The sequence below is a fragment of the Roseivirga sp. AWQ4_251 genome, assembly GCF_056158225.1.
In genome coordinates, this window is record NZ_JBSWSW010000001.1 from 1,309,381 (window position 1) to 1,333,983 (window position 24,603).

Below are 24,603 nucleotides of genomic sequence, written 5' to 3' on the forward strand. Positions count from 1 at the left end.
TAGGCATTGTATATTCGTGACAAATTCCCCCCTATGAGTTTACATCCCGATCAGGTGCTTCAATCTTTAAAATCTGGCGATTATAAACCAGTTTATTTTCTTCAAGGTGACGAACCTTTTTACATTGATCAGATTGTAGATTTTATTGAAGATAATTGCCTTCAAGAAGCTGAAAAAGGCTTCAATCAAACCATTCTTTATGGTAAAGATGTAACTATGGCTCAGGTGCTTACCAATGCCCGTAGGTTTCCAATGATGGCCCAAAGGCAGGTGGTAATTGTAAAAGAAGCCAAGGATATTCAAGACTTGAATAAAGAAGAAGGCCAAAAGCTTTTGATAAGTTATTTAGAACAACCTGTTCCATCTACGGTTTTGGTATTTGGCCATAAACACAAAAAGGTGGATGGCCGCAGACCTTTGGCAAAAGTGCTAAAGGACAAAGCTGTGCTCGTAACTACTACTCAGCTTAGGGATTACGAATTGCCCGCTTGGATTGAAAAGTATGTGAAGGAAAAGGGCTACGGCATCAACCAGAATTCTGTTCAAATGCTTGCCGAATATATTGGTACCAATCTGGAACGAATTTCTAACGAGATCGGAAAGATTCTGGTAAACATTGAAAAGGGAAGCAACATCAACGAAGATCTTATTCAGAAGTATGTTGGTATTAGCAAAGAGTATAATGTTTTTGAATTGCAGAAGGCCATTTCGCAGCGCGATGTGCTTAAAGCCACCAAAATCGTGAACTACTTTGCGGCAAACCCAAAACAGAATCCGATCATTCCTATGGTAGCAGCTTTGTATAGCTATTATTCCAAACTGTTGATTATGCATGGCAGTAAGGATCAATCCGATAAGGCTTTGGCCTCGGCTATGGGCACAAATCCTTTCTTTTTGAAGGAATACAGATTAGCAGCGCGAAATTATCCAGTAGGAAAAGTGATGCAGAATATCAGTGTTTTACGTCAGGCAGATTTAAGGAGCAAAGGAGTAGGAGCGGGCAGCATGGCCGAAGGAGATATAATGAAGGAACTGGTATATCGCCTCATGCATTAATAAAAGATTACCACAGCATTACATTGACAAAATAATTTCAGTGTGGAATTGTTAGTCAGCAATATTCATAAGAGATTAGAGTTTAGATAGAGAGTGAACAAACAGAGATTAATGAAGCAACCAATTCTTTTGATCGCCACGCTGTTTTGTCTTCACGGGTCATTAAACGCACAAAAATCACTTCATCCATCATACCCTGCACTTTATTTTTCAAAGGGGGTAGAACTGCTGGAAATGGAGAAATACAGCGCAGCCCGTGATCAATTCGAGCGATATTTGTCGGAAGGCGATGACCAACTTAAAAAGGCCGATGCAGAATATTACCGCGCTTTTTGTGCCTTAAACCTCGACAATGGAGATGGCGCCCAGCTTATTTCCGAATTTGTTAGAAACCGACCCAACCACCCAAAAGCCGCTAAGGCTTATTATAGCTTGGGAGTTGTGAGCTTCAAAAACGGTGATTTTAAAACAGCCGAAAGGTACTTTAAGCTTGTAAACTCAGGTGTACTTTCTACTGCTGAAAAGGCCGAAACCAATTTCAAAATTGCTTATTCGCTTTACGCGCTCAGGCGTTATGAAGAATCCGTTCCTTATTTCGATTTAGCCAAAAAGGTGCAAGGCCCATATTATGCCGATGCAAATTATTATTCAGGCTATTTGGCTTACGCTTATGAGCAATATGATAAGGCTCTTATTGATCTTAAAAACGCGGGTGAAACTGAAAGTTACAAGAACCGAGTTCCTGTCATGATCGTGAGCGCTTATTACAAGCAGAAGCGTTTTGGTGAATTGGTTCAATATGCTTCTAGGTTTAAAGATGCCGTAAAGAATAACCAAAGACTTGATTATCTATATCAAATCTATCAGTTGGCTGCTGAAGCTTATTATAATGAGGGGCAATACCAAGAAAGTTTAGAGTACTACGACTTGTACAGCGAGCTGGCTCAGCAAAACATTACTCAAGAAACGCTTTATAGAATTGGTTATGCTCAGTACCGTTCTGGCAATCCAGAAAAATCCATTGAGCAGTTTAAAAAGGTGGCGTTGAATAGTGATACACTCGCTCAATATGCTTCTTACTATTTAGGAAAACTCTATGTTGAACAAGAGAATTTCTTGTTTGCAATTGCTGCTTTCGATAAAGCCTCAACCTTAAATTTCAACAAAGAAATTCAGGAAGAAGCTGCCTTCAATTCGGCTAAAGTTAATTTTCAGGCAGGAAAGTATTCGCAGGCCATTATTTCTCTGGATAAGTTCATGAGAGATTATCCATCCAGTGATTACATTACTGAAGCCAACAATTTAATCAGTGAGGCTTTCTTAAATACGAATGACTATTCAAGGGCCATTTCCTTTATTGAAAGAATAGAAAATAAAAGCCCAAGACTAAAGGAGGCTTACCAGAAGGTTACTTTCTTTAAAGGAACCGAGTTTTACAACGCCAGAAGGTATGATAACGCAGTTCAGCTCTTCGATAAATCACTTCAATATCCTGTCGATCAAGATTTAGCCACCGCTACTTACTTCTGGAAAGGAGAAGCTTTTGCTACTGCGAGAAATTATCCTCAATCAATAGCTGCATACCAAAAAGTTTTCAGCACTAGAAACAGAGCTTCTGAATATTACATCAAAGCGAATTATGGGATCGGTTACGCCTATTATAATAGTAGAGATTATGCCAATGCCCGCATTTACTTTAAGCGATATGTGGATGCCTTGGAAAATGCTAGAGATAAGCAAAACTATGATGATGCTTTAATCCGATTAGCGGACTGTTATTATGTAGACAAGGAATACGCAACGGCCATTACTTATTATGATAAAGCCATTGCCACTGATAATCCTGATATCGACTATGCGTATTTCCAGAAAGGTGTAGTTAGGGATTTTCAAGATAAATCGGCCGAAGCCATCGCTAGTTTGAATACGGTGATCAACCGTTTCTCTAGTTCTAGATACTACGATGATGCTATCTATAAAAAGGCTCAGATTCAATTGGAAGACCGTGATTTTAGAACTTCAATTCAAGGCTTTGATAGAATTATTGACAGGTTGCCACAAAGCCCATTTTTGCCATACGCTTATGAAAGCCGCGCTTTGGCCTATTTTAATTTAGAAGATTACGATCAGGCAGAAAGGGATTACAAAACCATTCTTGATAATTACATCACCAGTTCGGTGGCCAATTCTGCACTTTTAGGATTACAAAACACGCTTAAGCTTCAGAATAAAACCATTCAGTTCGATCCATATTTGGCGAAGTATAAAAACGCTCACCCTGAAAATCAGGCCTTGGAAAACATCGAATTCGAATCTGCTAAAAACTTATACTTCGGTCAGGAATATAATGCGGCCATCAGTGCACTTTCCGATTACAGAAAGAATTATCCGAACAGTGGCTTGGTTTACGAAGCCAAATTCTATCAAGCGGAAAGCTATTATCGACTGAATGATGTTCAGAAGGCTTTGGAACTCTACTACGAAATAGATCGAGATAATCAGATTACTGGAATGGATAGGGTTTACGATAGAATAGGCGAGCTTCAGTTGAAAGCTGGCGACTATCAAGAAGCCGTAAGCTATTACACTAAATTGGAGCAGGTGGCTAAGAGCAAACGCCAGGAAAATGATGCATGGCTTGGCCTTTTAGAATCTTACTACAGGCTAACCAATTATAGCGAAATGAAAGGTTATGCGAATAAACTGATTGAAAAAGGTTCTGTAACACCGGGTGGAAGCGACAAAGCACAGCTTTACTTAGGAAAAGCAGCTTACGAACAAGGAAACTTCAGCGAAGCCATAGACCAGTTTTTGGCTACTATGAATACTGCTAAAAATGAATACGGAGCGGAAGCTCAATATATGGTAGGTAGAATTTTCTATCAGCAACAGCAATATCAGCAGTCGCTCAATACCCTTTTCGAAATGAACGAGAACTTCTCGGCATACGACAATTGGTTGGGTAAAGGGTTCTTGTTGATTGCTGACAATTACATTGCCTTGAACGAACTGTTCCAAGCAAAAGCAACCGTAAATTCAATTATTGAATACTCTCCTATAAAAGAGATTGTGGACGCAGCCAAATTGAAATTGGCTGAGATTGAGAAGTTGGAAGGAGAAACACCAACTCAGGAAGAAGTAAATGCTGATACCACAGGAAAAGGAGGAAACTAACATGAGAACCATCAGATATATATTTGCATTTGTTTTTGGTCTTGCGTTTTGCTCTTCTGCATTTGCGCAACAAAGTGAATTGGAAGAGGCAGAAATTGTGATTCGCAAGGATCGAAAAATTACATTGCCTCCTGCTACCAGAAATTTCGAGAAAATCCCGCAATTGCCTGTTCAAAAAGCCCAATCGGAACAGGTATATACTTTTCATGAATATGCCTTAAGTTTAACGCCTTTGCAGCCTAATTTCAGGGCGGTTAATCTGGCCATTAATGATAAAAAGAAGGAGATAACCGGGAATTACCTAAAGCTTGGTTATGGAAATTACGGTACACTTCTGGGCGAACTTTATATGGGTTCGCTAAGAAACCCGATGTACCAATATAACTTCTATGCGCGCCATAGGTCTTCTTCTAAAGGCCCTATTTACGATAAGAATTCAGGAGATAGCAAAACCGATGTGGTTTTGGGAGGCAAGTTCTTCAATGGAACAAATACCATTTGGGGAGATTTACATTACGGAGAAAGAAAGGTTCATTTCTATGGTTATAATCCTGTTTTAGAACTTGATCCTGATATGATCGAACGTAAGTTCAATACGTTTACGGCTCGCGCGGGAGTTCAAAAGACAGCATTAGATGAAGCTACTATTTACCACTTCATTACAGATTGGGATTTTGTAAGAGACAATTTTGAAGCCCGTGAAAGCCGTTTCAATTTTGATTTAGGTATTGGCTATAAATTCAGCGAACAGCTTCAATTTAAAGTTCAAGGTTTGGTTACTTTTTCTTCCAGAGAAAACAGGCAAGATGCCTTGAAGGTGGGAAGAAATTACTACGCAGCTAAACCAAGGTTGGAGTATTTCGGTAAGGTATTCAGTATTCATGCAGGAGCGAACTTAGCAACGGACAATGATGATTTGACCCAAATCACAACTTCAGCTGAAGATGGCTTTAAAGTATATCCTTACGCGAAAATTGAAATTAACCCAACTCCCAATGTTGGAGTATATGGTGGTTATGAAGGAAATTTGGAATACAATTCATTCCAATCTTTTACCGATGAAAACCCTTTTCTTGAGCTAGATTTCATTCTGTTAAACACTGACAAGCAAAGCGATATTTTTGCAGGTTTGAATGTTGATTTGACCAACGGAATTAGAGTGAATGCTGGTTTCTCTCAAGCTTCTTTACAAAGACTGGCCTTCTTCACAAACAGCATTACAGACTCCACACGTTTCGATGCCTTGTATGACGAAGAGGCGGTGGATAGAACCAATATTTACGGAGAAATCGTATTCGAAAAGTCTGAAGGAGTAAGAAGTGCCTTAAGATTTGATTATTACGATTACTCATTAACAACTCTGGCTGATCCTTATCACAAACCAAAATACAAGGCCGTTTTCAACAATAGTTTCTTCCCGATTGAAGACCTCAAAGTTTCGGCCGACTTATACTACTTAGGCGGTTTGGTTGGTTTGAATCAAGAAAGTAGCACAAGAGTTGAAATGGATGATATTTTAGACTTGAATTTAGGGGGCGATTATAAGCTTAACGATCGCATTTCAGCCTTTTTACAGTTCAAGAATATATTCGGTAAGAAGTACGAAAGGTATCTCAATTACCAGACCCGTGGCATCCAGTTTTTGGGAGGTTTGACAGTATCGTTCTGATATTTGAACATTCGTGCGAGTCACATTTGTAATATCATGGCGATATTTTGTTAATTTGAATCAATTTCAACCAAGATAAAAAGCATATGGCTGCTAAAAAGAAGGGAAAAACTTCAGACGAGGAGAAGAAAAAAAAGAAATCATCAGAGGCTTCTTCGGCTCAAACTAACGAAGAATCAAGCATTTCCGATGATGATTTCGGCTTAGATGATATCGATGATCTTGAGCCAATCAGTGACGATACTGAGGAGATAGAATTGCCTGAAGAAAAGGAAGAGGTAGTTGAAGAAGAAAAACCAGAAGAAGAAGTTATTGTTCCGGTAGTTCCAGTTGTAGAATACAAAGAGACAACAGAACCAGCGCAACAAGAAGAAACTCAGCCGGAGGAAGAAGCTCCAGAAGAAATTACATATAAAGTAGAATCGGTTTCTCCGGTAGTTGTTGAAGCTAAAGAAGAACCAGTCGTTGTACAGGAAAAGGTAGTTGTGGAAGAGAAAAAGGAAGAAAATAAAGGAAGCGGAGCCATTTGGATTGTGCTTTTGGTTTTATTGATTGTAGCAGTAGCTGCATATTTCTTGTTCTTCAACAAAAAGGATGAACCAAAACCTGTTGAGAACACAAGACCTAAAGTAGAGGAAACCCAACCTCAAGTTCAGCCAGAACCAGAGCCGCAACCAGAAACTAAACCTAAGGCAGAATTGATCACAATTTCTCAGAGAGAAGGCCGTTATTTTGCTGTAGTAGGAAGTTTCTTTGATGGCGACTTAGCTGAAGATAGAGCTAATGAACTGGTTGAATCTGGAGTGACTGCTTATTTGTTCAAGCCAAATGGTGAGAAGAATTTTCATAGAGTAGGAGTAATTATCCAAAATGTGAGTTCTATACAAGAAGCAGAAGCTGCACTACCAACATTCAGAGAAAAATACGGAAACGAAGTCTGGGCACTTAAATATTAAAATGGCATTTTTTCAAGAATTAGCATCGGCTGACACCACGGGTGTGGCTGGTGATAACGGAGGAGTATTGTTTTGGTTCGATTTGTTGATGAAAGGAGGGATTTGGTTAGTTCCCCTTTTGGCACTTTGGGTAACTGCGATATACATCTTCTTTGAACGATACAGAAACATCAATCGGGCTTCTAAAACCCCTTTTGAGTTTATGGATAAAATCAAAAACTTGGTGTTAAATGGAGATATCAATGGCGCAAAGTTGCTTTGCTCCCAAACGGAATCGCCAATAGCCAAAATGATTGAAAAGGGTATTAGCAGAATTGGTAGCCCGCTTAAAACCATTGAAGCTTCTATTGAAAATGTAGGTAAAATTGAAGTTTACAAGTTGGAAAAAAATCTTTCCATGTTGGCCACAATTGCCGGAGCGGCTCCAATGATCGGTTTCTTGGGAACGGTTACGGGTATGATTCAAGCCTTTATTTCCATTGCACAAGAAGAAGGTTCTGTAAGTCCAAAATTGCTTTCAACTGGTATTTATGAGGCCATGATCACAACGGCTCTAGGTCTTGTGGTGGGTATCATAGCTTATTTAGGTTACAACTATTTAGTGTCTCGCGTTCAAAAAGCGATTCACTACATGGAGTACACTTCTATCGATTTTATTGATCTTCTTCAAGAGCCACAATAATGGATATCAAATCAAAGCATAAGGTAGACCCCAGTTTCAGCATGTCGTCAATGACAGACATTGTGTTTCTGTTATTGATCTTCTTTATGTTGACGGCTTCTTTCATTACACCATCAGGTTTGCCTGTTAACTTGCCTTCTTCCGCTGCTTCCAATATTGTAATGCAGAAGAATAGCATAAGTATTACGGCCGATCTTCGTTATTATCTTAACGACAAGGAAGTTCAACTTTCAAATTTGGAACGAGAATTGTCTAAAGTAATATCTGGCCCTGATGGTTCAGTTTCGTTGCATGTAGACAAAACGGTAGATACAGAATACTTAATGAAGGTTTCTGGCATCGTTGCGAAGCTGAAACAAAAGGTGACCATTGTAACGTTACCTGAATAAGATGTCTGATCAAGAAAAAAAAGATAAGAAGTTTAGTTTAATCATGTCCGTGGGGATTCACGGATCAATCATTGCTTTGCTGCTGTTTTTGGTGGCTTGGAGACCTCCAGATCCGCCACTTCCTGAATATGGTATAGAACTTAATTTTGGTTTCGAAGAAGCTGGTTCTGGCGATATTGAACGCCAAAATCAGGCTCAAATCGAAGAAACCGAAAATGAAACTCCTCCCGATGCTGAAGTAGAAACTGAAGAACCAGAGGAACAGCAAATGGAAGAGGTGGTTGAAGAACAACCTGAAGAAAGTAAGCCTCAAGAAGAAGCGATTCCTGAAGTAACCAAAGAAGCAGTGAAAGAGCCTGCAAAGGAAGAGGTTAAATCAGAAGTGACTCAGAAGGAGAGCGATGTTAAGATAGAAGAGAAAAAGGTAGAAAAACCTGTTGAGAAGAAGGAAGAACCAAAGCCTAAAGTTGAAGAGAAGAAAGAGGTTACCAAACCAGTTGAAGAAAAGAAGGAAGAGGTAAAGACCGAAGAGAAAAAAGAAGAACCAAAACCCAAACCTAAGCCAACAGTCGATAACCGCGCTTTGATGGGTGGAGGAAAAAAGACCGATACTCAGAGTGATCAAAATGCCTCAAACAACCAAGGCAAAGAAGTAGACAAAAGAGGTAATATGGGTGATCCTAAGGGAAAAACCACAGCGAATGGAGCTTTGCCTGGTGGTGCCGATATAGGTGTTAGCCTTAGCCTTGAAGGTTGGAAATGGAACAGACCTCCTGCGGAAAAGGATGATTCTCAAATTGATGGTGTTATCAAATTCAGAATTGAGGTAGATGATAGAGGAACGGTCGTTAACGTGACTAAAATCCCTGGTACTACCATAAGTGATAATACCATTATTGAATTTTATAAGAAGCAAGTTGAAAAACTTTCTTTCTCCCAAACGAACCCTTCAAAATTGGCGGCTCCACTTTCCCAAGGAGAAATCACCTTTGTAATTAAAACGAATTAGAAATAATGAAAGCCCGGCAACCAAAGTTGACCGGGCTTTTTGCTAACTGGGATCAGCTGGGTAAGTCTATTTGGTTTTAGTTAGCATTCACGATTTTTCCCGACCCTGAAATTTGAGTTTGAATCACTGGTGTTCCCTTGTAATACACTTTTCCAGAACCTGAAATAGAGACATCAAGAGCTTCTTCTACCAATACCTCAATATCTCCAGAACCCGTTACATTCACATCTGCGGTTTGAGCCATCATTCCAAAGAAATCCATATTGCCAGAACCTGTTACGGTGGCGGTAAGCGCGTCCACTTCTCCGCATAATTCTACATTCCCGGAGCCAGTAATGCGGATGTCAAGGTTCTCAACATTCATGCAGCTAATGTTTCGAATGTTGCCCGAACCTGTAAGTGTGATCTTATGATAGTTTTCAGCACTCAAGTAAACATCCAAGCGTGTGATGTTTCTGATGTTGTAATCTGTACGGATGATCAATTCCCCATTCAAAACATAGGTTTGAATTGCGCCCATCAGATTCTCATTGGTTTCAATTCTAACTTCCTGTTCGGAATCTTGAGAAAGGTAAATGTTAGCAGCTAGTTCCGATCTTACAGAATGAAAATCATCCAAGGTTCGCGATTCGCTGATTACACTTCCGTGGCCTCTAATTACTTCATTTTCGCACGAGCTGATAATGATCATTGCAAGAGCTGCAATAAACAATTTGGGTTGTTTCATTTTATACTTTGAGTTTGTTGTAATGCTATGACGAACCACTTCCTGATCACACGTAAGCGAAATGCATATTTTTTTGAGTTTCCAGAAATGAGATATTTTTATCTCACTCATCTCGAATCTCTTTCTCACTATTTATCTTCGCACTGTGAACTACCAACAAACACTAGACTATTTGTACAACGCTTTACCCATGTATCAGAGAGTGGGTAAAACGGCATTCAAAAAGGATTTGACCAATACCATTCTGCTTTGCTCGGCTTTAGGTAATCCTGAGCGAAACTTCAAATCCATTCACGTGGCAGGTACAAATGGAAAGGGGAGTTCTAGCCATATGTTGGCGTCAGTTTTGCAAAGCTCAGGTTATAAAGTTGGGCTTTATACAAGTCCTCATTTAAAAAGCTTTACGGAAAGGATTAGAATTAATGGTATCCCTATTCCTGAGCAAGAAGTAGTAGATTTCGTTCAACGTATAAGGCCGAATATTGAGGAAATCATGCCGTCTTTCTTTGAGATGACTGTAGCAATGGCCTTCGATTATTTCTCTTCTCAGGCGGTAGATATTGCCGTTATAGAAGTGGGCTTAGGCGGAAGACTAGATTCAACCAATGTGATTGTTCCAGAAGTTTCCCTCATTACAAACATTGGTTTCGACCATATGGATATGCTTGGTGATACGCTGGCAAAAATTGCTGCAGAAAAAGCGGGAATTATAAAGTCAGAAGTACCTGTTGTAATTGGCGAAACGCATTCTGAAACGGAGTCCGTTTTTAGAAAAGTTGCAGAAGAACGAGGTTCAGAAATTACGTTTGCTGATCAAATTTGGGAAGAAAGAGCCTTTAATTTAGACTTGCCAGGAACCTACCAAGCAAAGAACATAAAAGGAGTAATGGCTTGTATTTCCATTTTAAGAAATCAAGGTTGGCAGATTTCGGATGAAGCTGTTTTAGAAGGCTTGGCTCATGTGAAATCCAAAACAGGCTTGAAAGGCAGATGGCAAGTGCTTTCAGAAAAACCATATACGGTTTGCGACACCGGTCATAATAAAGAGGCTTTCGATTATTTGATTCCCCAAATCAATTCTGTTGATCACCAAAAGTTATTTATGGTGATGGGCTTTGTCAGTGATAAAAAGCTGGATGAACTTATTCCTTTACTGCCTCAAAAGGCCGAATATATTTTCTGCGAAGCCAAGGTGCCAAGAGCCATGAAACTTGAACAGTTGAAATCTTTGGTAGCTCCTTTCGGCTTGAAAGCACATTTTATAGAAGATGTTAATGAAGCTGTTACCTTTGCAAAATCCCAAGCCAAGGCCGAGGATATGATTTATATTGGAGGAAGCACTTTTGTGGTTGCGGAAATTGAAGAGCTGTAAATGTCTAGGCAGAAGTTAATACGATTTGAGGAGTTAAAGGATAGGAGGAACGTTATTGAAGATGACAAACCACTCTATCAAACATTAAAAGGGAATTGGCATTCATCTTACTTCAATAATGAAAACCCCATTACCGTTGAAATGGGCTGTGGAAAGGGAGAATATACTATTGGTTTGGCTAAGGTTTTTCCCAATAGAAATTTTATTGGTGTAGATGTAAAAGGGGATAGGCTTTGGGTTGGAAGTACTCAAGCCCTTGAAGAGAATCTGCAAAATGTAGCTTTTCTAAGAGCCCAAATACAGCAAATCGAAGATTTTTTTGCTCCTAATGAAGTGGATACAATTTGGGTGACATTCCCAGATCCTAGACCAAAGGATCGTGATATCAAAAGAAGGTTAACTTCGCCTAGATTTCTGGAATACTATAAAACCATGTTGAAGCCAGAAGGTCAGGTGTTTTTTAAAACCGATAATACTGGCCTTTTTGATTATACTTTGGAAGTACTGCAAGAGCGAAACGATATTTTGGACTTAGAGTATACCTACGATCTTTATCATTCAGAATACATGGATGAACATTTTGGGATCAAAACTAAATTTGAGAAGAAACACTTCGATTTAGGCGAAACCATTAAGTACATGAAATTCAAATTTAAGCATGAACAATAAGCCATTTATTGATAAGAGTACCTTATTACTACTAATGGCCTACATTCTAGGCTTTGGGATTTTACTGATTACCACTAATCATGGTGATTTCGTGCTTTGGCTTAACAGTCATCATTCCTCCTATGGAGACTTCTTTTTTAAGTATTGGACCAACCTTGGTGATGGAATAATACTGGCCATTGCGGCCCTTTACTTTTTGTTCACCAATCTCTATCGTTTTTATTACATACTGATTGCTATCGTGGCTCAAACCGCTTTGGTTCACCTTTTTAAACAATGGTTGTGGGCTGGCGAACCGCGCCCGAAAACCTTTTTTAACGATCGGTTGGCTGAACTGAATTTTGTAGATGGTGTGAACGTGCGTGGATTAAATAGTTTTCCTTCAGGCCATACGGCTACTGCTTTTGTGTTCGCATTTGTATTGATCAGTTTGAGCAAAAATAGACTGCTCAATGCATGTATTTTCATTGCGGCATTTCTTGTAGGAATGTCCAGAATTTACATTCTACAGCACTTTTTAAGGGATGTATATGTAGGAAGTATCTTTGGCATTCTCGCTGCTTTAATTGGCTGGAAGCTAATGCAGCCTTTTGCCGAAAAGCCAAGATTGAAGCAAGGGCTTATCGTTAAGAAAGCAGCTTGACAGGAATCTTCCTTAAAGCTTGAAAGAAAAACCATTTTGAACCTTCTGGTTGTATTTTTCCTGATCGAATTGAAAAAGGAATGAGCCTTTTCGGCTCGAACTCATATCTTTTTCCTCAAGCTTAATCAGAATATCCATATTGTTAATCTTCTTCTGGAAATTGCGCTTGTCCAGTGTTTCTCCATAAATCGCTTCGTAGAGCTTTTGAAGCTGCCTCATGGTGAACTTTTCTGGCAGAAGTTCAAAGCCAACGGGCTGAACAGAGGTTTTGTAGCGCATTTCGTGCATCGCCTTTTTCACAATTTCCGAATGGTCAAAAATCAATTGTGGAATTTCCGAAAGCCCAAACCATTGTGCGGAATGTTCTTCTAATAAGCTTTTATCATGTGTATTGATATTGATAAGCGCATAATAGGCGATGGAAATCGTACGTTCTACGGGATCGCGATTAGGTTCTGTGAAGCTTCTAACCTGTTGTAAGTACACATCATTCAGCCCCGTAAGCTGATGAAGAACGCGTTTCGCAGCATCGTCTGAAGTTTCATTTTCTCCCAAGAAACCACCCATCAGAGACCATTTTCCCTTTTCGGGTTCAAAATTTCTTTGAACCAACAGAAGTTTCAACTCATCATCGTCAAACCCAAAAATGATGCAGTCAACTGCTACGAGCATTCGCGTTTGGCCAGTGTAATTCTCAATCATATCGGGTGCTTTTCGAGGTAATGAATTAGGAAATCGTTTGAAATCGTTGCTTTCTTCCGAGAAATCAATACATTTATAAATGTAAAAACTACACTTATAGATGCAAGCATGTACTAAGTAAAAGTTTTATGACAGTTAAGACAAGTATTCTTGCTAGCTAAACCTTGAAATAGGTAGAAATAAGCAAATACTTGATTGTGTGAGGGAAGAAGGAAGGGGAGAAGCTGTCGTGGAAGATAAGTTTGAAAGCTTTAAACGATTTTTAAAATGATACGAAAACTCCTAATGCCGATTTTTTTTCTGGCCAGTTTGGGGCTTCAGGCTCAAAACAAAGTAGAAATCCTAATCAATGCCGACCAGGGAAAATACATCATCAATAAGAATATTTATGGCCATTTTGCTGAGCACTTGGGCCGTTGTATTTACGATGGTTTTTATGTGGGAGAAGATAACACGCAAATTCCCCATACCCATGGTGTGCGAAACGATGTGGTTGAGGCTTTGAAGGAATTGAAAGTTCCTGTTTTGCGTTGGCCGGGAGGCTGTTTTGCCGATACATATCATTGGAAAGACGGAATTGGCCCTAAGGAAGAACGCCCAACTATTGTGAATCAATGGTGGGGAGGTGTAACTGAAGACAATAGTTTTGGGACCCATGACTTTTTGAACATGGCTGAAATGATAGGTGCAGAACCTTATTTGGCGGCCAATGTGGGAAGTGGCGAAGTAAGAGAATTAGCCGATTGGGTTCAATATGTAAATCATGACGGAGTGAGTCCTATGGCTGATTTGCGCAAAGAAAACGGCCGTGAAAAAGCATGGAATGTGAATTTTTGGGGAGTTGGAAACGAGGCATGGGGCTGTGGGGGCAATATGACTGCCGAATATTACGCAAACATCTATAAGCAGTACGCCACTTTTATGACGAATTGGTCCAATTCAAGCCGACTTTTTAGAATTGCTTCTGGAGCCAGTGGTGCGGATTATCATTGGACGGAAGTGTTGATGCGTGATGTCCCGCGTAGTTTGGTCGAAGGTTTGGCGTTGCATCATTATGCGGTAATTGATTGGGGAAATAAAGGTTCAGCAACAGAATTCAGCGAAGACCAATATTTCAGAACTATGACGGAAGCTTTGAAAATGGAAGAATTGGTTACGCGCCATTCTACCATAATGGACAAGTACGATCCACAAAAGAGAGTTGCTTTGGTTGTGGATGAATGGGGTGGCTGGTATGATGTTCAGTCAGAAACCAATCCCGGTTTTCTTTACCAACAAAACACCATGCGCGATGCCATGATTGCTGGTACAACTTTGAACACTTTTAATAACCATGCGGACCGAGTCCGAATGGCCAATTTGGCCCAAACCATCAATGTTTTGCAAGCCGTTATTTTAACTGATGGCGAAAAGATGATTAAAACTCCAACTTATCATGTGATGAAAATGTACAACGTTCATCAAGATGCGACCTTGTTGCCTTTGGATATCAGTAACAATGCGGTTTATGAATTCAATGGTAGAAAACTGCCAGCCATTTCGGCTTCAGCTTCTGAGAAAGATGGAATTGTACATGTTTCATTGGTCAATATTGATGCCTCGAAACCTCAAGAAATTAGTATTTCATTACGAGGAACTGGGAAAAACAAAGTTTCGGGTACAATTCTGAAATCGGCCAATCTGCAAGACTATAATAGCTTCGACAAACCCGAAGTAATCACACCGTCAGATTTCAAAACTTGGAAACTCAAAGATGGCGTGTTGACAACCACTTTGCCTCCATTTTCAGTAGTTGTGTTGGAAGTTAAATAGAATAAGGATCTGTAGAAATGGAAAAGAAATATGTGATAGGCCTTGATTTTGGTACCGATTCGGTCAGGTCTATGCTGGTAGATGCCCATAACGGTGAAACGATTGGAAGCAAGGTGCATTGGTTTCAAAGGTGGAAAGCGGGTAAATATTGCAACCCAAGTGCGAACCAATTCCGTCAACATCCGCTCGATCATATCGAAGGCATGGAAACCACCATCCATGATGTTGTGAAAGATGCTGGAATTGATCCTTCATCGGTAAAAGGAATTTGTATCGATACCACAGGTTCTTCGCCAGTAGCGGTCAACAATTCGGGTAAGGCTTTGGCTTTGCTTCCAGAATTTGCCGAAAACCCTAATGCGATGGTGGTTTTATGGAAGGATCATACCGCGATTAAAGAAGCGGCAGAAATCAATCAATTGGCGAAAGATTGGGGAGGCGTTGATTTTACAAAATACGAAGGCGGTATTTATTCTTCAGAATGGTTTTGGGCGAAAATCCTGCATGTGATTAGAGAAGATAATGCCGTTAAAAATGCGGCCTATTCCTGGATGGAGCACTGCGATTTGATGACTTATATTCTTGTTGGAGAACCAAATTTGGACAACTTTAAACGATCGCGTTGCGCAGCGGGGCATAAAGCCATGTGGCATGAGCAATGGAACGGGCTACCTTCCCAAGATTTTCTGTCGCAATTAAATCCTTATTTGGCTGAATTGAAGCAGCGTCTTTATAGTGATACTTATACATCGAATGAATCTGCAGGAAAGTTGAGTGCCGAATGGGCTGAAAGATTAGGATTGACCACAGAAGTTGAAGTGGCAGTTGGCACTTTCGATGCGCACGCAGGAGCCATTGGAGCCGAAGTTGAAGAGTTCGCTTTGGTGCGGGTAATGGGCACTTCCACTTGCGATATTATTGTGGCTTCGGAAGAAGTAGTAGGTGACAAAACCGTTCATGGGATCTGTGGCCAGGTAGATGGTTCGGTAATCCCCGGCATGGTGGGCTTGGAAGCTGGCCAATCTGCTTTTGGCGATTTGCTTGCCTGGTTTAGAGATGTAGTTGCGTGGCCTTTAGAGAACCTCAAATCGCTCAATCTTTCTTCGGAACAAATTGATCAATTGAAGGAAGAAATAATGGTGAAGCTTTCCGAAGAAGCTGAGAAAATTCCTTTGAACGAAAGTGCTCCTGTGGCTCTGGATTGGATCAATGGAAGAAGAACTCCTGATGCCAATCAAGCGCTTAAATCTGCTATGGTAAACCTGAATTTGGGAACAGGTGCTCCTCAGATTTTCAGGGCTTTAATCGAGGCTATTTGCTTTGGTTCTAAAAAAATTGTCGATCGATTTGAAGAGCAGGGCGTGCATATCAAAACGGTGGTGGGTATTGGTGGCGTGGCCAAAAAGTCGGCATTTATTATGCAAACTTTGGCCAATGTATTGGATATGCCGATTAAGGTTACCGTTTCAGAGCAAGCCCCAGCTTTGGGAGCTGCCATGTACGCTTCAGTAGCTGCTGGAATTCATCCTGATGTTCAGTCTGCGGTAAATGCCATAGGCAATGGTTTTGAAACTACCTATTCTCCCGAACCAGAAAAAGTGGCTTATTATAAAACTATGTACAAAAAGTACGAACTTCTGGGAGAGTTTGTGGAGCAACAGATTAACAAGGACTAGAAGTGTGATGCAGGGCGGATTATTGTTAAGTAAGGCAAAAAAGGAATTAATTGATGTCAGAATATAAAAGCTTAAAAGAGGAGTGTTACGAAGCAAATATGCTTTTGCCAAAACTCGGTTTGGTCATTTATACCTTCGGGAATGTGAGTGCTGTGGATCGGTCGAAAGGCGTTTTTGCGATTAAGCCTAGCGGAGTGCCTTATAATATTTTGAAGGCCGAAGATATTGTGATTTTGGACTTCGATAATAAAGTGATTGAAGGAAAAATGAGACCTTCTTCCGACACAAAAACGCATGCTTTTCTCTATAAAAATTGGGAAACTATTGGAGGGATTTCACATACACATGCTACCTATTCTGTGGCATGGGCTCAAGCGCAACGCGATATTCCGATTATGGGCACAACCCATGCCGATCACTTAACTTCTGATATTCCTTGCTCAATGCCTATGAGCGATGAGTTGATTCAAGGCGATTATGAGCATATGACAGGCCAGCAAATTCTGGATTGCTTTACAGAAAAAGGCTTGAGTTATCAAGAAGTAGAAATGATATTGATTGGCAATCACGGGCCTTTTACATGGGGAAAGAATGCTCAAAAGGCCGTTTATAATAGTAAAGTGTTGGAAGAATTGGCTAAAATGGCTTATCTCACTTTGCAAATAAATCCTTCGGCCCCTCGGTTAAAGGATGCATTAATTAAAAAACATTACGAAAGAAAACACGGGGCAAACTCGTACTACGGACAAGAATGAAAGCAGCAATTTTCGATATGGATGGCACCATGGTAGACAACATGATGGTGCATCACAGGGCATGGCAAAAGGAATTGGCTTCCTTGGGACTGGAACTGGAAATAGAAGAAGTTAGGCAACAGATTCATGGTATAAATGAAGAAATTCTGGCGCGCCTTTTTGGCGATAGGTTCAATGATGAAGAAAGAGCGGAAATTGCTTGGCGAAAAGAAAGTCGTTATCGCGATATTTTCCTGAATGAATTGAAACTGATTCCGGGTTGTGGCGAATTGCTCGATAAACTCAAAGAATTGGGAATTCCTGCTGCAATTGCTTCTGCGGCTCCACCAGAAAACGTTGATTTTGTAGTTGATAACTTGAAGTTGCACGATCATTTTCAGGCCATTCTTCACTCTAAAAGTGTAACCAAAGGCAAACCTCACCCTGAAATCTATTTGAAAACAGCCGAGCAATTGGGAGTTGACCCCAAGGATTGTGTGGTTTTTGAAGATTCTCCAACTGGAGCCAAAGCTTCAGCTAATGCCGGCTGCCAAACGGTGGTGATTACTACCACGCATACACCACAAGAATTTGATGGTATTGATAATATTCAGGCCTTTGTCAAAGATTTTACTGAATTAGACCTTAACACCTTTCTCCAATAGAACATGAACGACTTAAGCCAGCTAGAAATATGGTTTGTTACAGGCAGCCAGCACCTTTATGGTGAAGAAGTGCTTAAAAATGTAGCGAATCATTCTAAAGAAATTGCCCAGCATTTAGATGCTCAATCTGTCATTCCTGTTCAGGTGAAATATCAAGGAGTTGTAACAACTCCTGAAGAAATATTTGAGGTTTGCGAAAAGGCTAATCATGCTCAGAATTGCATTGGAGTAGCCGTTTGGATGCACACTTTTTCTCCGGCCAAAATGTGGATTCGTGGGCTTCAAGTGCTCAGAAAACCGATGCTACACTTGCACACTCAGTACAATACTGAAATTCCTTGGAGTGAAATCGACATGGATTTTATGAATGAAAACCAGTCGGCTCATGGAGGGCGTGAATTTGGTTTTATGGCTTCTCGAATGAAGAAAAATCGCAAAGTTGTTGTCGGTCATTGGAAGGATGTTGAGGTATTGGCAAAGATTGGCGTATGGACAAGAGTTGCAGCAGGCTGGCATACCATGCAAACCATTAAAGTGGCTAGAATAGGTGATAATATGCGTCATGTGGCGGTAACCGAAGGCAATAAAGTTGAGGCCCAAATGAAATTTGGATTCTCGGTAAATGGTTATGGAATTGCTGATCTGGAAAAGTTCGTGAATGCTATTTCTGATTCAGAAATCCAGAAGTTGTTAGGTGAGTATGGCGATAGTTATCAAATCACCCAAGAATTATTGAAGAGCGAATCGCTCAAAGAAGCGGCAAGGATTGAGGCTGGTTTGAGAGCTTTTCTTCAAGATGGCGGCTTCCAGGCTTTTACCGATACTTTTGAAAACTTAGGCAATTTGAAGCAGCTTCCTGGGCTTGCGGTTCAGCGCTTAATGGCCGAGGGTTATGGCTTCGGAGCTGAAGGCGATTGGAAAACCGCGGCTTTACTCAGAGCAGCAAAAGTGATGGATCAAGGTTTGGAAGGTGGAACTTCTTTTATGGAAGATTATACCTACGATTTCCGTACGGGCCGATCACGGGTTTTGGGTTCTCATATGCTGGAAATTTGCCCTTCCATAGCCATGGATAAGCCGAAATGTGAAGTGCATCCTTTGGGTATCGGAGGAAAAGATGATCCTGCTCGATTGGTTTTCGATGTTGCTTCTGGCCCAGCAATCAATGCTTCGTTAATTGATATGGGCAATCGTTTCAGGCTTTTGGTGAACGAAGTTGAGGCCGTAACACCAGAATTTGAATTACCAAAACTACCTGTGGCCAGAGTGCTTTGGGATCCGCAACCGAATATGCAAGTGGCTGCCCAAACTTGGATTTTGGCGGGTGGAGCTCATCATACCGTTTTTAGCAAGGCCATAAACACAGAATACATGGAGGATTTTGCAGAAATGGCGGACATTGAATTGTTGGTAATCGATAAGAATACTGAGCCGAGAAGCTTCAAAGATACCTTGCGTTGGAATGAGGTTTATTATCATATTTTTTAATTAAACTCACCATTCCTTCAGATTAACTAAATCAAAAACCTATGAAAAAATTAATCACTCTCATGTGCGCAGCTTTACTTTTTTCCTGTGGCGGAAAATCTTCGAAAGAAGAACAAACCACAACGGCCAGTTCGGCACCCACGATCACTTCAGCTCCTTTCGATAAACTGCCCGATGGAACTCAAATTGATAAGTATACACTGGAAGCCAAATCAGGGGAGAAGATTGAAATCATCACTTACGGTGGAATTATTACTTCTTGGATGGTGCCCGATAAGAATGGGAATTTGGGAGATGTTGTGCTTGGTCACGATTCAATGGAAGGTTATCTGTTGCCAAGCCCGTATTTCGGAGCGCTAATTGGAAGATACGGCAATCGTATTGCCAAAGGTAAATTCACCCTCGATGGTGAAACATATGAATTAGCTACAAACAATGACGCCAACCATTTACATGGTGGTAATGTTGGTTTCGATAAAGTGGTTTGGGCTGCTTCAGAAATAAAAAATGAGAACTCAACGGGCCTTTTGTTGAAATATACGAGCCCTGATGGAGAAGAAGGTTATCCTGGAACGTTGAATACCGAGGTAACCTATATGATGGACGAGGATGGAAGTCTGGAAATCAGTTATAAAGCCACTACCGACAAGAAAACGATTGTAAATCTTACCAATCATTCCTATTTCAATTTGGGAGAAGACAAGTCTTCCATCTTAAATCACGAACTGACTTTGTATGCGAATCGTTTTTTGCCGGTTGACAAAACTTTAATTCCAACGGGAGAATTGAGATATGTTTCGGGAACACCTTTCGATTTTACGAGCTCAAAACAAATTGGTAAAGAAATCAATGAAGAAAACCAACAACTTGAATTTGGAGGAGGCTATGATCATTGCTGGATTTTAACTGAAAGTGCTGAGAAAATGCAGAAAGCCGCTGAGTTATATGAGCCTCAAAGTGGCCGATTGCTTCAGGTTTACACTACCGAACCTGCTATTCAGTTCTATTCAGGAAACTTTTTGGATGGTTCAATCACAGGCAAAGGCGGGCAAGTTTATCCTTACCGTTCAGGGCTTTGTTTAGAAACTCAGCACTATCCTGATTCGCCAAATCAGCCTGATTTTCCTTCCGTGGTATTGAATCCGGGAGAAACCTACTCAACCACAACCAAATTGGTGTTTTCAACCAAATAGTTGAAGAACTCTAAATCTGAAGGAAATGAAGAGTTTAGAAACGCTTGATTGGGTATTTATAGTCGTCTATTTTTTGATTCTCTTTGGCGTTGCCATTTGGGTAATTCTCAAGAAGACGAACAATACCGAAGACTATTTTTTGGCGGGCAGAAATATTGGATGGTTCGTAGTAGGAGCTTCCATTTTTGCTTCGAACATTGGTTCAGAACACGTTGTCGGTTTGGCTGGTGCAGGTGCTGGCAATAAAATACCCATGCTCATTTATGAAATTCAGGCTTGGGTAGTTTTGCTTTTGGGTTGGGTTTTTCTTCCTTTTTATGCGCGGAGTGGTGTGTTTACCATGCCCGAGTTTTTAGAAAAGCGTTTCAGTGCTAAATCTCGATGGTTTCTATCGGTCGTTTCTTTAGTGGCCTATGTGCTTACCAAAGTTTCTGTCACCATTTATGCTGGCGGAATTGTAGTGGCTTCTCTGCTAGGTATCAACTTTTGGGTGGGTGCTTTAGCGACTGTGATTCTCACCGGAATTTATACAGTGTTGGGCGGTATGCGTGCCGTGGTGTACACGGAGGCGGTTCAAACTGTTGTTTTGATTTTTGGTGCCGCTGTATTGACGATCATTGGATTGAACCATGTAGGTGGTTGGGGCGAAATGAAAGCCACCTTGGGAGCAGAATACTTCAATATGTGGAGGCCTGCCACGGACCCTGATTTTCCATGGCCTTCTTTGGTGATTACGAGTACAGTCGTTGGTATTTGGTATTGGTGTACCGACCAGTATATCGTACAACGCACATTGACAGCTAAGAATATTAAAGAGGGGAGAAGAGGTACGATCTTCGGTGCCTTGTTGAAATTGCTTCCTGTGTTTTTGTTCCTTGTGCCGGGGATTATAGCGCTTACTTTAAAAGCAAAAGGTGAATTAGAATGGGACACTCCAGATCAGGCTTTCCCCGTTTTGATGAGTAATTTATTGCCTTCAGGATTGAGAGGATTAGTGGCTGCAGGGCTTTTGGCTGCACTTATGAGTTCTTTAGCTTCTGTCTTTAATTCCTGTTCTACACTCTTCACTGTTGATATTTATAAGAAGTTAAGGCCAGAAACACCAGAGAAAAAGTTGGTGGCCATAGGTCGCGTAGCTACGGTGATCGTGGTGGTTTTGGGCATCTTCTGGATTCCTATTATGCAGAACATTTCGGGTGTTCTTTATGAATACTTACAGAAGGTTCAGTCGTACTTGGCTCCACCCATTGCCGTGATTTTCCTCTTGGGAATATTCTACAAACGAATCAATGCCAATGGAGCTTACACTACTTTGGTGGTCGGGTTCATCATTGGTGCTTTAAGAATTGTGTTGGAATTATTCAGCGATAGCCTGACTGAGGGAAGTGCAATTCATCATTTGGCTACCATGAACTTTTTGACATTTGGAGCTTGGTTCTTTTTGTTCTGTATCCTTTTGGCGGTGGGCGTAAGTTTTGCCTTTCCGGCTCAATCGGAAGCGCAACTTGCTGGCCTTACGATGGGAACACTTTCCGAAGAAGATAAAGCAAGTAATAAAACCAGTTATAATTGGAAGGATATTGTTTTCTCAGTGGTGATTGTCGCCATTGTAGTATGGGTAATGATTTGGTTTAGCGGAAGTTAAACTCGCTTCATTCCCGAAAACAATGATAAAAGCCGATGATGGAGAGCATCGGCTTTTTGATTTTTAAATGGTATGGATTAAGTCGAGCCTTTATCTCCTTATATCTACGCTTACAGGTTCTGTTCTGTATTTGCCAAACCACGTTAATATTGAAGCTACTTTACCGATCAAGTTGCTTGGTCTTGAAGCGATGCCATGATAAGCTCCAGGGATTCTCACCATAGCAGTTTCCACCCCTCTTAATTTCAGGGCCGTGAAAAATTGCTCCAACTCATGAATTGGCGTTCTCAAATCTGCTTCTCCCGTGAGTAACATGGTTGGTGTGCTTACATTTCCTACAAGAGAAATAGGAGAGTGTTTCATATAGGTTTCTGGATCTTCCCAAGGTTTTTTCTCAAACCAATATCGTGTTGCAAAAGCCGACATGTCGGCATTCAGCGACCAGCTATACCAGTTAATTACCGGTTTGGCGACTACTGCTGCCTTAAAGCGATCGGTTTTCCCTACAATCCATGCGGTTAATACTCCGCCACCACTTCCACCAGTCACAAATAGTTGGCTTTCATCTATATAACCTCTTTTGATCACCTCATCTACTCCAGACATCAAGTCATCGTAGTCGTGGCTTGGGTAATTTTTATCGATTTCATTCCCAAATGCAGCGCCATAGCTGGTGCTTCCTCTAGGATTGGTATAAAGAACAACATAACCGGCTGCAGCCATCAATTGAATTTCGCCACTAAATGCGGGGCCATAACTCGAGAATGGTCCTCCATGAATCTCTAAAATGAGCGGGTATTTCTTGGAAGGATCAAAGTCTGGAGGCGTTACAATCCAGCCGTTGATGTCAAGACCATCTGCCGAAGATTTATACCAGATCTCTTCTACGTTCCCCAATTTTTTATGGTCGAATAAATCTTCGTTTACCTGTGTTATTCTCTGGTTTTTGCCATTGTTTCCAGTTCCTAAATCAGCCGGTAAATTTGTTTCTGCCCATGTGTAAGCATAATTTCCATTGGAGGCAATGCTATAAGCTCCGGAAGTATAAGGTCTTCCTAATGACATACCGCCTAAACCTTCTGTAATATCGGTTACTTTTCCATTCAGGTTGATGTAGGCAATTTTAGTATGTGCTTTGTCAACGTATTGAAAATAGATCCCCTTTCCATCTTCAGCCCAAGTAATATTGTTTACGTCTCTGTCGAGCTTTCCTGAAATCAGTTTGGAGTTCGAACCATCTATATTGGCTACATACAATTGGCTGATTTGATAGCCTTTATAAGTGTCATCATAACCTGTATAGGCCATTTTTTTGCCATTGGGTGAAATGGTTGGACTGCCATCAGGGCCATAGCGATTCGTTAACCTTTTCATTGCCCCTGAAGCAATATCTAACGAGTAAATGTCTGAATCTGAACCTTCTATTTCTGCATCTTCTCTTTTGTTGGCACTATAATAAACCATCTTGCCATCCATTCCCCAAGTTGCGGAAGAATGATTGAAAGGCTCTTCCGTTAACTGTCGTGGGGTTCCGCCAGAAACAGGAACTGTGAAAAGTTGGCTATGGCCCGTAGGGAGTTCTCCCGCTCCATCTCTTCTCCAGCCTAATTCGTCAACATATTTTGGAGGATCGTTCCAAACGGCTCCTTTGGGCTTGGAAGGCATTTTGATCGGAGAACTTTTCGATTCTTGAACAAACATTGTGAAAAGCAAATATTTGTCGTCTGGAGACCAGCTGATGCCTGAAGGTGTTTTTTCTGAATTCACCAAAACCATTTCATCATTGGTATCTAGCCAACGTAAATACAATTCTGTTTTGCCAGATTTATTGGAAAGGTAAACGATTTTTGATCCATCATGTGACCAAACAGGTGATCGATCATTATGTTCTCCCGTGGTGAGAGGCCTGTTTTGAGAACCGTCAAAATTGGTTATCCAAAGATTCGATAAGTTTTTGTCGGTCATTACATCTGAAAAATTCCTGACGTAAATGACTTTTTTGCCATCAGGAGAAATTTGGGGATCAGAAACGTATTCCAAATTGAAAATGTCGAGCATTTCCAATTTGTTGGAGATTTGCCCTTTAGCCATTGAGCAACAGAGGCATAGGAGCGCTACAAATAAATATCTTTTCATGAGTTAGATTTTGGTGTGTGCTTAATCTATTCAATAATAAGAAAAGGTGCAATTGAAGTTATTTCTATAACCTAATGATCGCGAGTGGAATGGTTCTGTTTCTTTCTTTGGAATTCCTTAAAATATAACAATTCCAAGTTGGTTGTTTTGGTGTGTTAAAAAATATACAGCCTTGAAGAGCCTCTTTTTTCTGCCCATCTGCTTAA

20 protein-coding genes are annotated in these 24,603 nt (G+C 40.7%); 17 read left to right on the forward strand and 3 right to left on the reverse strand.

The features are described from left to right. Positions 1-33: 33 nt before the first annotated feature. The 7 genes from holA (at position 34) to ACXACJ_RS05895 (ending at position 8,935) form a co-directional block, all read left to right on the forward strand. Positions 34-1,056 carry a DNA polymerase III subunit delta gene (holA, locus tag ACXACJ_RS05865; protein ID WP_475133355.1) on the forward strand — a complete coding sequence of 341 codons (1,023 nt, stop codon included), beginning with the start codon at positions 34-36 and terminating at the stop codon, positions 1,054-1,056. 111 nt (positions 1,057-1,167) lie between these two features. After that, a complete protein-coding gene (locus ACXACJ_RS05870) occupies positions 1,168-4,230 on the forward strand; it encodes a tetratricopeptide repeat protein (RefSeq protein ID WP_475133356.1) in 3,063 nt (1,020 codons plus the stop codon). Beyond that, positions 4,199-5,899 (forward strand): TonB-dependent receptor, encoded by a 1,701-nt coding sequence (locus tag ACXACJ_RS05875; protein ID WP_475133357.1) that lies wholly within the window; start codon positions 4,199-4,201, stop codon positions 5,897-5,899. The genes ACXACJ_RS05870 and ACXACJ_RS05875 overlap by 32 nt, the downstream gene beginning before the upstream one ends. 86 nt (positions 5,900-5,985) lie before the next feature. Continuing rightward, positions 5,986-6,855, forward strand: a complete 870-nt coding sequence (locus ACXACJ_RS05880) for an SPOR domain-containing protein (RefSeq protein ID WP_475133358.1) — start codon at positions 5,986-5,988, stop codon at positions 6,853-6,855. 1 nt (position 6,856) lies between these two features. After that, positions 6,857-7,537 carry a MotA/TolQ/ExbB proton channel family protein gene (locus ACXACJ_RS05885; protein WP_475133360.1) on the forward strand — a complete coding sequence of 227 codons (681 nt, stop codon included), beginning with the start codon at positions 6,857-6,859 and terminating at the stop codon, positions 7,535-7,537. Beyond that, the gene (locus ACXACJ_RS05890) at positions 7,537-7,926 is read left to right on the forward strand and encodes an ExbD/TolR family protein (protein ID WP_475133361.1); all 390 of its coding nucleotides are present in this window, start codon (positions 7,537-7,539) and stop codon (positions 7,924-7,926) included. Before ACXACJ_RS05885 ends, ACXACJ_RS05890 begins: the two co-directional genes overlap by 1 nt. Before the next feature lies 1 nt (position 7,927). Beyond that, entirely contained in the window at positions 7,928-8,935 is a 1,008-nt protein-coding gene (locus ACXACJ_RS05895; RefSeq protein ID WP_475133363.1) for a hypothetical protein, read from the forward strand. A 76-nt stretch (positions 8,936-9,011) separates the two neighbouring features. Here ACXACJ_RS05895 and ACXACJ_RS05900 read toward each other — a convergent pair whose 3' ends face one another. Beyond that, the gene (locus ACXACJ_RS05900) at positions 9,012-9,662 is read right to left on the reverse strand and encodes a head GIN domain-containing protein (protein WP_475133365.1); all 651 of its coding nucleotides are present in this window, start codon (positions 9,660-9,662) and stop codon (positions 9,012-9,014) included. A 190-nt stretch (positions 9,663-9,852) separates the two neighbouring features. Here ACXACJ_RS05900 and ACXACJ_RS05905 point away from each other — a divergent pair, with 190 nt between their 5' ends. From ACXACJ_RS05905 to ACXACJ_RS05915, 3 genes are read left to right on the forward strand one after another with little or no spacing between them, the layout of a single operon-like run. Next, complete coding sequence (locus ACXACJ_RS05905) at positions 9,853-11,034, forward strand: bifunctional folylpolyglutamate synthase/dihydrofolate synthase (protein WP_475133366.1); 1,182 nt, start codon at positions 9,853-9,855, stop codon at positions 11,032-11,034. Continuing rightward, positions 11,035-11,703 carry a tRNA (guanosine(46)-N7)-methyltransferase TrmB gene (gene trmB / locus ACXACJ_RS05910; RefSeq protein WP_475133368.1) on the forward strand — a complete coding sequence of 223 codons (669 nt, stop codon included), beginning with the start codon at positions 11,035-11,037 and terminating at the stop codon, positions 11,701-11,703. Continuing rightward, the gene (locus tag ACXACJ_RS05915; protein ID WP_475133369.1) at positions 11,693-12,346 is read left to right on the forward strand and encodes a phosphatase PAP2 family protein; all 654 of its coding nucleotides are present in this window, start codon (positions 11,693-11,695) and stop codon (positions 12,344-12,346) included. Before trmB ends, ACXACJ_RS05915 begins: the two co-directional genes overlap by 11 nt. Before the next feature lie 12 nt (positions 12,347-12,358). Here ACXACJ_RS05915 and ACXACJ_RS05920 read toward each other — a convergent pair whose 3' ends face one another. Next, positions 12,359-13,048, reverse strand: a complete 690-nt coding sequence (locus tag ACXACJ_RS05920; RefSeq protein ID WP_475133371.1) for an NUDIX hydrolase — start codon at positions 13,046-13,048, stop codon at positions 12,359-12,361. Positions 13,049-13,315: 267 nt separating this feature from the next. Here ACXACJ_RS05920 and ACXACJ_RS05925 point away from each other — a divergent pair, with 267 nt between their 5' ends. Genes ACXACJ_RS05925 through ACXACJ_RS05955 form a run of 7 tightly spaced genes read left to right on the forward strand, consistent with a single transcriptional unit; the run spans position 13,316 to position 22,261 of the window. Further along, the gene (locus tag ACXACJ_RS05925; protein ID WP_475133372.1) at positions 13,316-14,860 is read left to right on the forward strand and encodes an alpha-N-arabinofuranosidase; all 1,545 of its coding nucleotides are present in this window, start codon (positions 13,316-13,318) and stop codon (positions 14,858-14,860) included. 17 nt (positions 14,861-14,877) lie between these two features. Continuing rightward, the gene (locus tag ACXACJ_RS05930) at positions 14,878-16,536 is read left to right on the forward strand and encodes a ribulokinase (RefSeq protein ID WP_475133374.1); all 1,659 of its coding nucleotides are present in this window, start codon (positions 14,878-14,880) and stop codon (positions 16,534-16,536) included. A gap of 53 nt (positions 16,537-16,589) precedes the next feature. Beyond that, complete coding sequence (locus ACXACJ_RS05935; RefSeq protein ID WP_475133376.1) at positions 16,590-17,291, forward strand: L-ribulose-5-phosphate 4-epimerase; 702 nt, start codon at positions 16,590-16,592, stop codon at positions 17,289-17,291. Then, entirely contained in the window at positions 17,288-17,935 is a 648-nt protein-coding gene (locus tag ACXACJ_RS05940; RefSeq protein ID WP_475133378.1) for an HAD family hydrolase, read from the forward strand. Before ACXACJ_RS05935 ends, ACXACJ_RS05940 begins: the two co-directional genes overlap by 4 nt. Positions 17,936-17,938: 3 nt before the next feature. Further along, a complete protein-coding gene (gene araA / locus ACXACJ_RS05945) occupies positions 17,939-19,423 on the forward strand; it encodes an L-arabinose isomerase (RefSeq protein ID WP_475133379.1) in 1,485 nt (494 codons plus the stop codon). A gap of 41 nt (positions 19,424-19,464) precedes the next feature. Next, entirely contained in the window at positions 19,465-20,616 is a 1,152-nt protein-coding gene (locus tag ACXACJ_RS05950; protein WP_475133380.1) for an aldose epimerase family protein, read from the forward strand. Between the two features lie 25 nt (positions 20,617-20,641). Further along, the gene (locus tag ACXACJ_RS05955; RefSeq protein WP_475133381.1) at positions 20,642-22,261 is read left to right on the forward strand and encodes a sodium:solute symporter; all 1,620 of its coding nucleotides are present in this window, start codon (positions 20,642-20,644) and stop codon (positions 22,259-22,261) included. A gap of 90 nt (positions 22,262-22,351) precedes the next feature. Here ACXACJ_RS05955 and ACXACJ_RS05960 read toward each other — a convergent pair whose 3' ends face one another. Beyond that, a complete protein-coding gene (locus ACXACJ_RS05960; protein WP_475133383.1) occupies positions 22,352-24,397 on the reverse strand; it encodes a S9 family peptidase in 2,046 nt (681 codons plus the stop codon). Positions 24,398-24,603 lie beyond the last annotated feature (206 nt).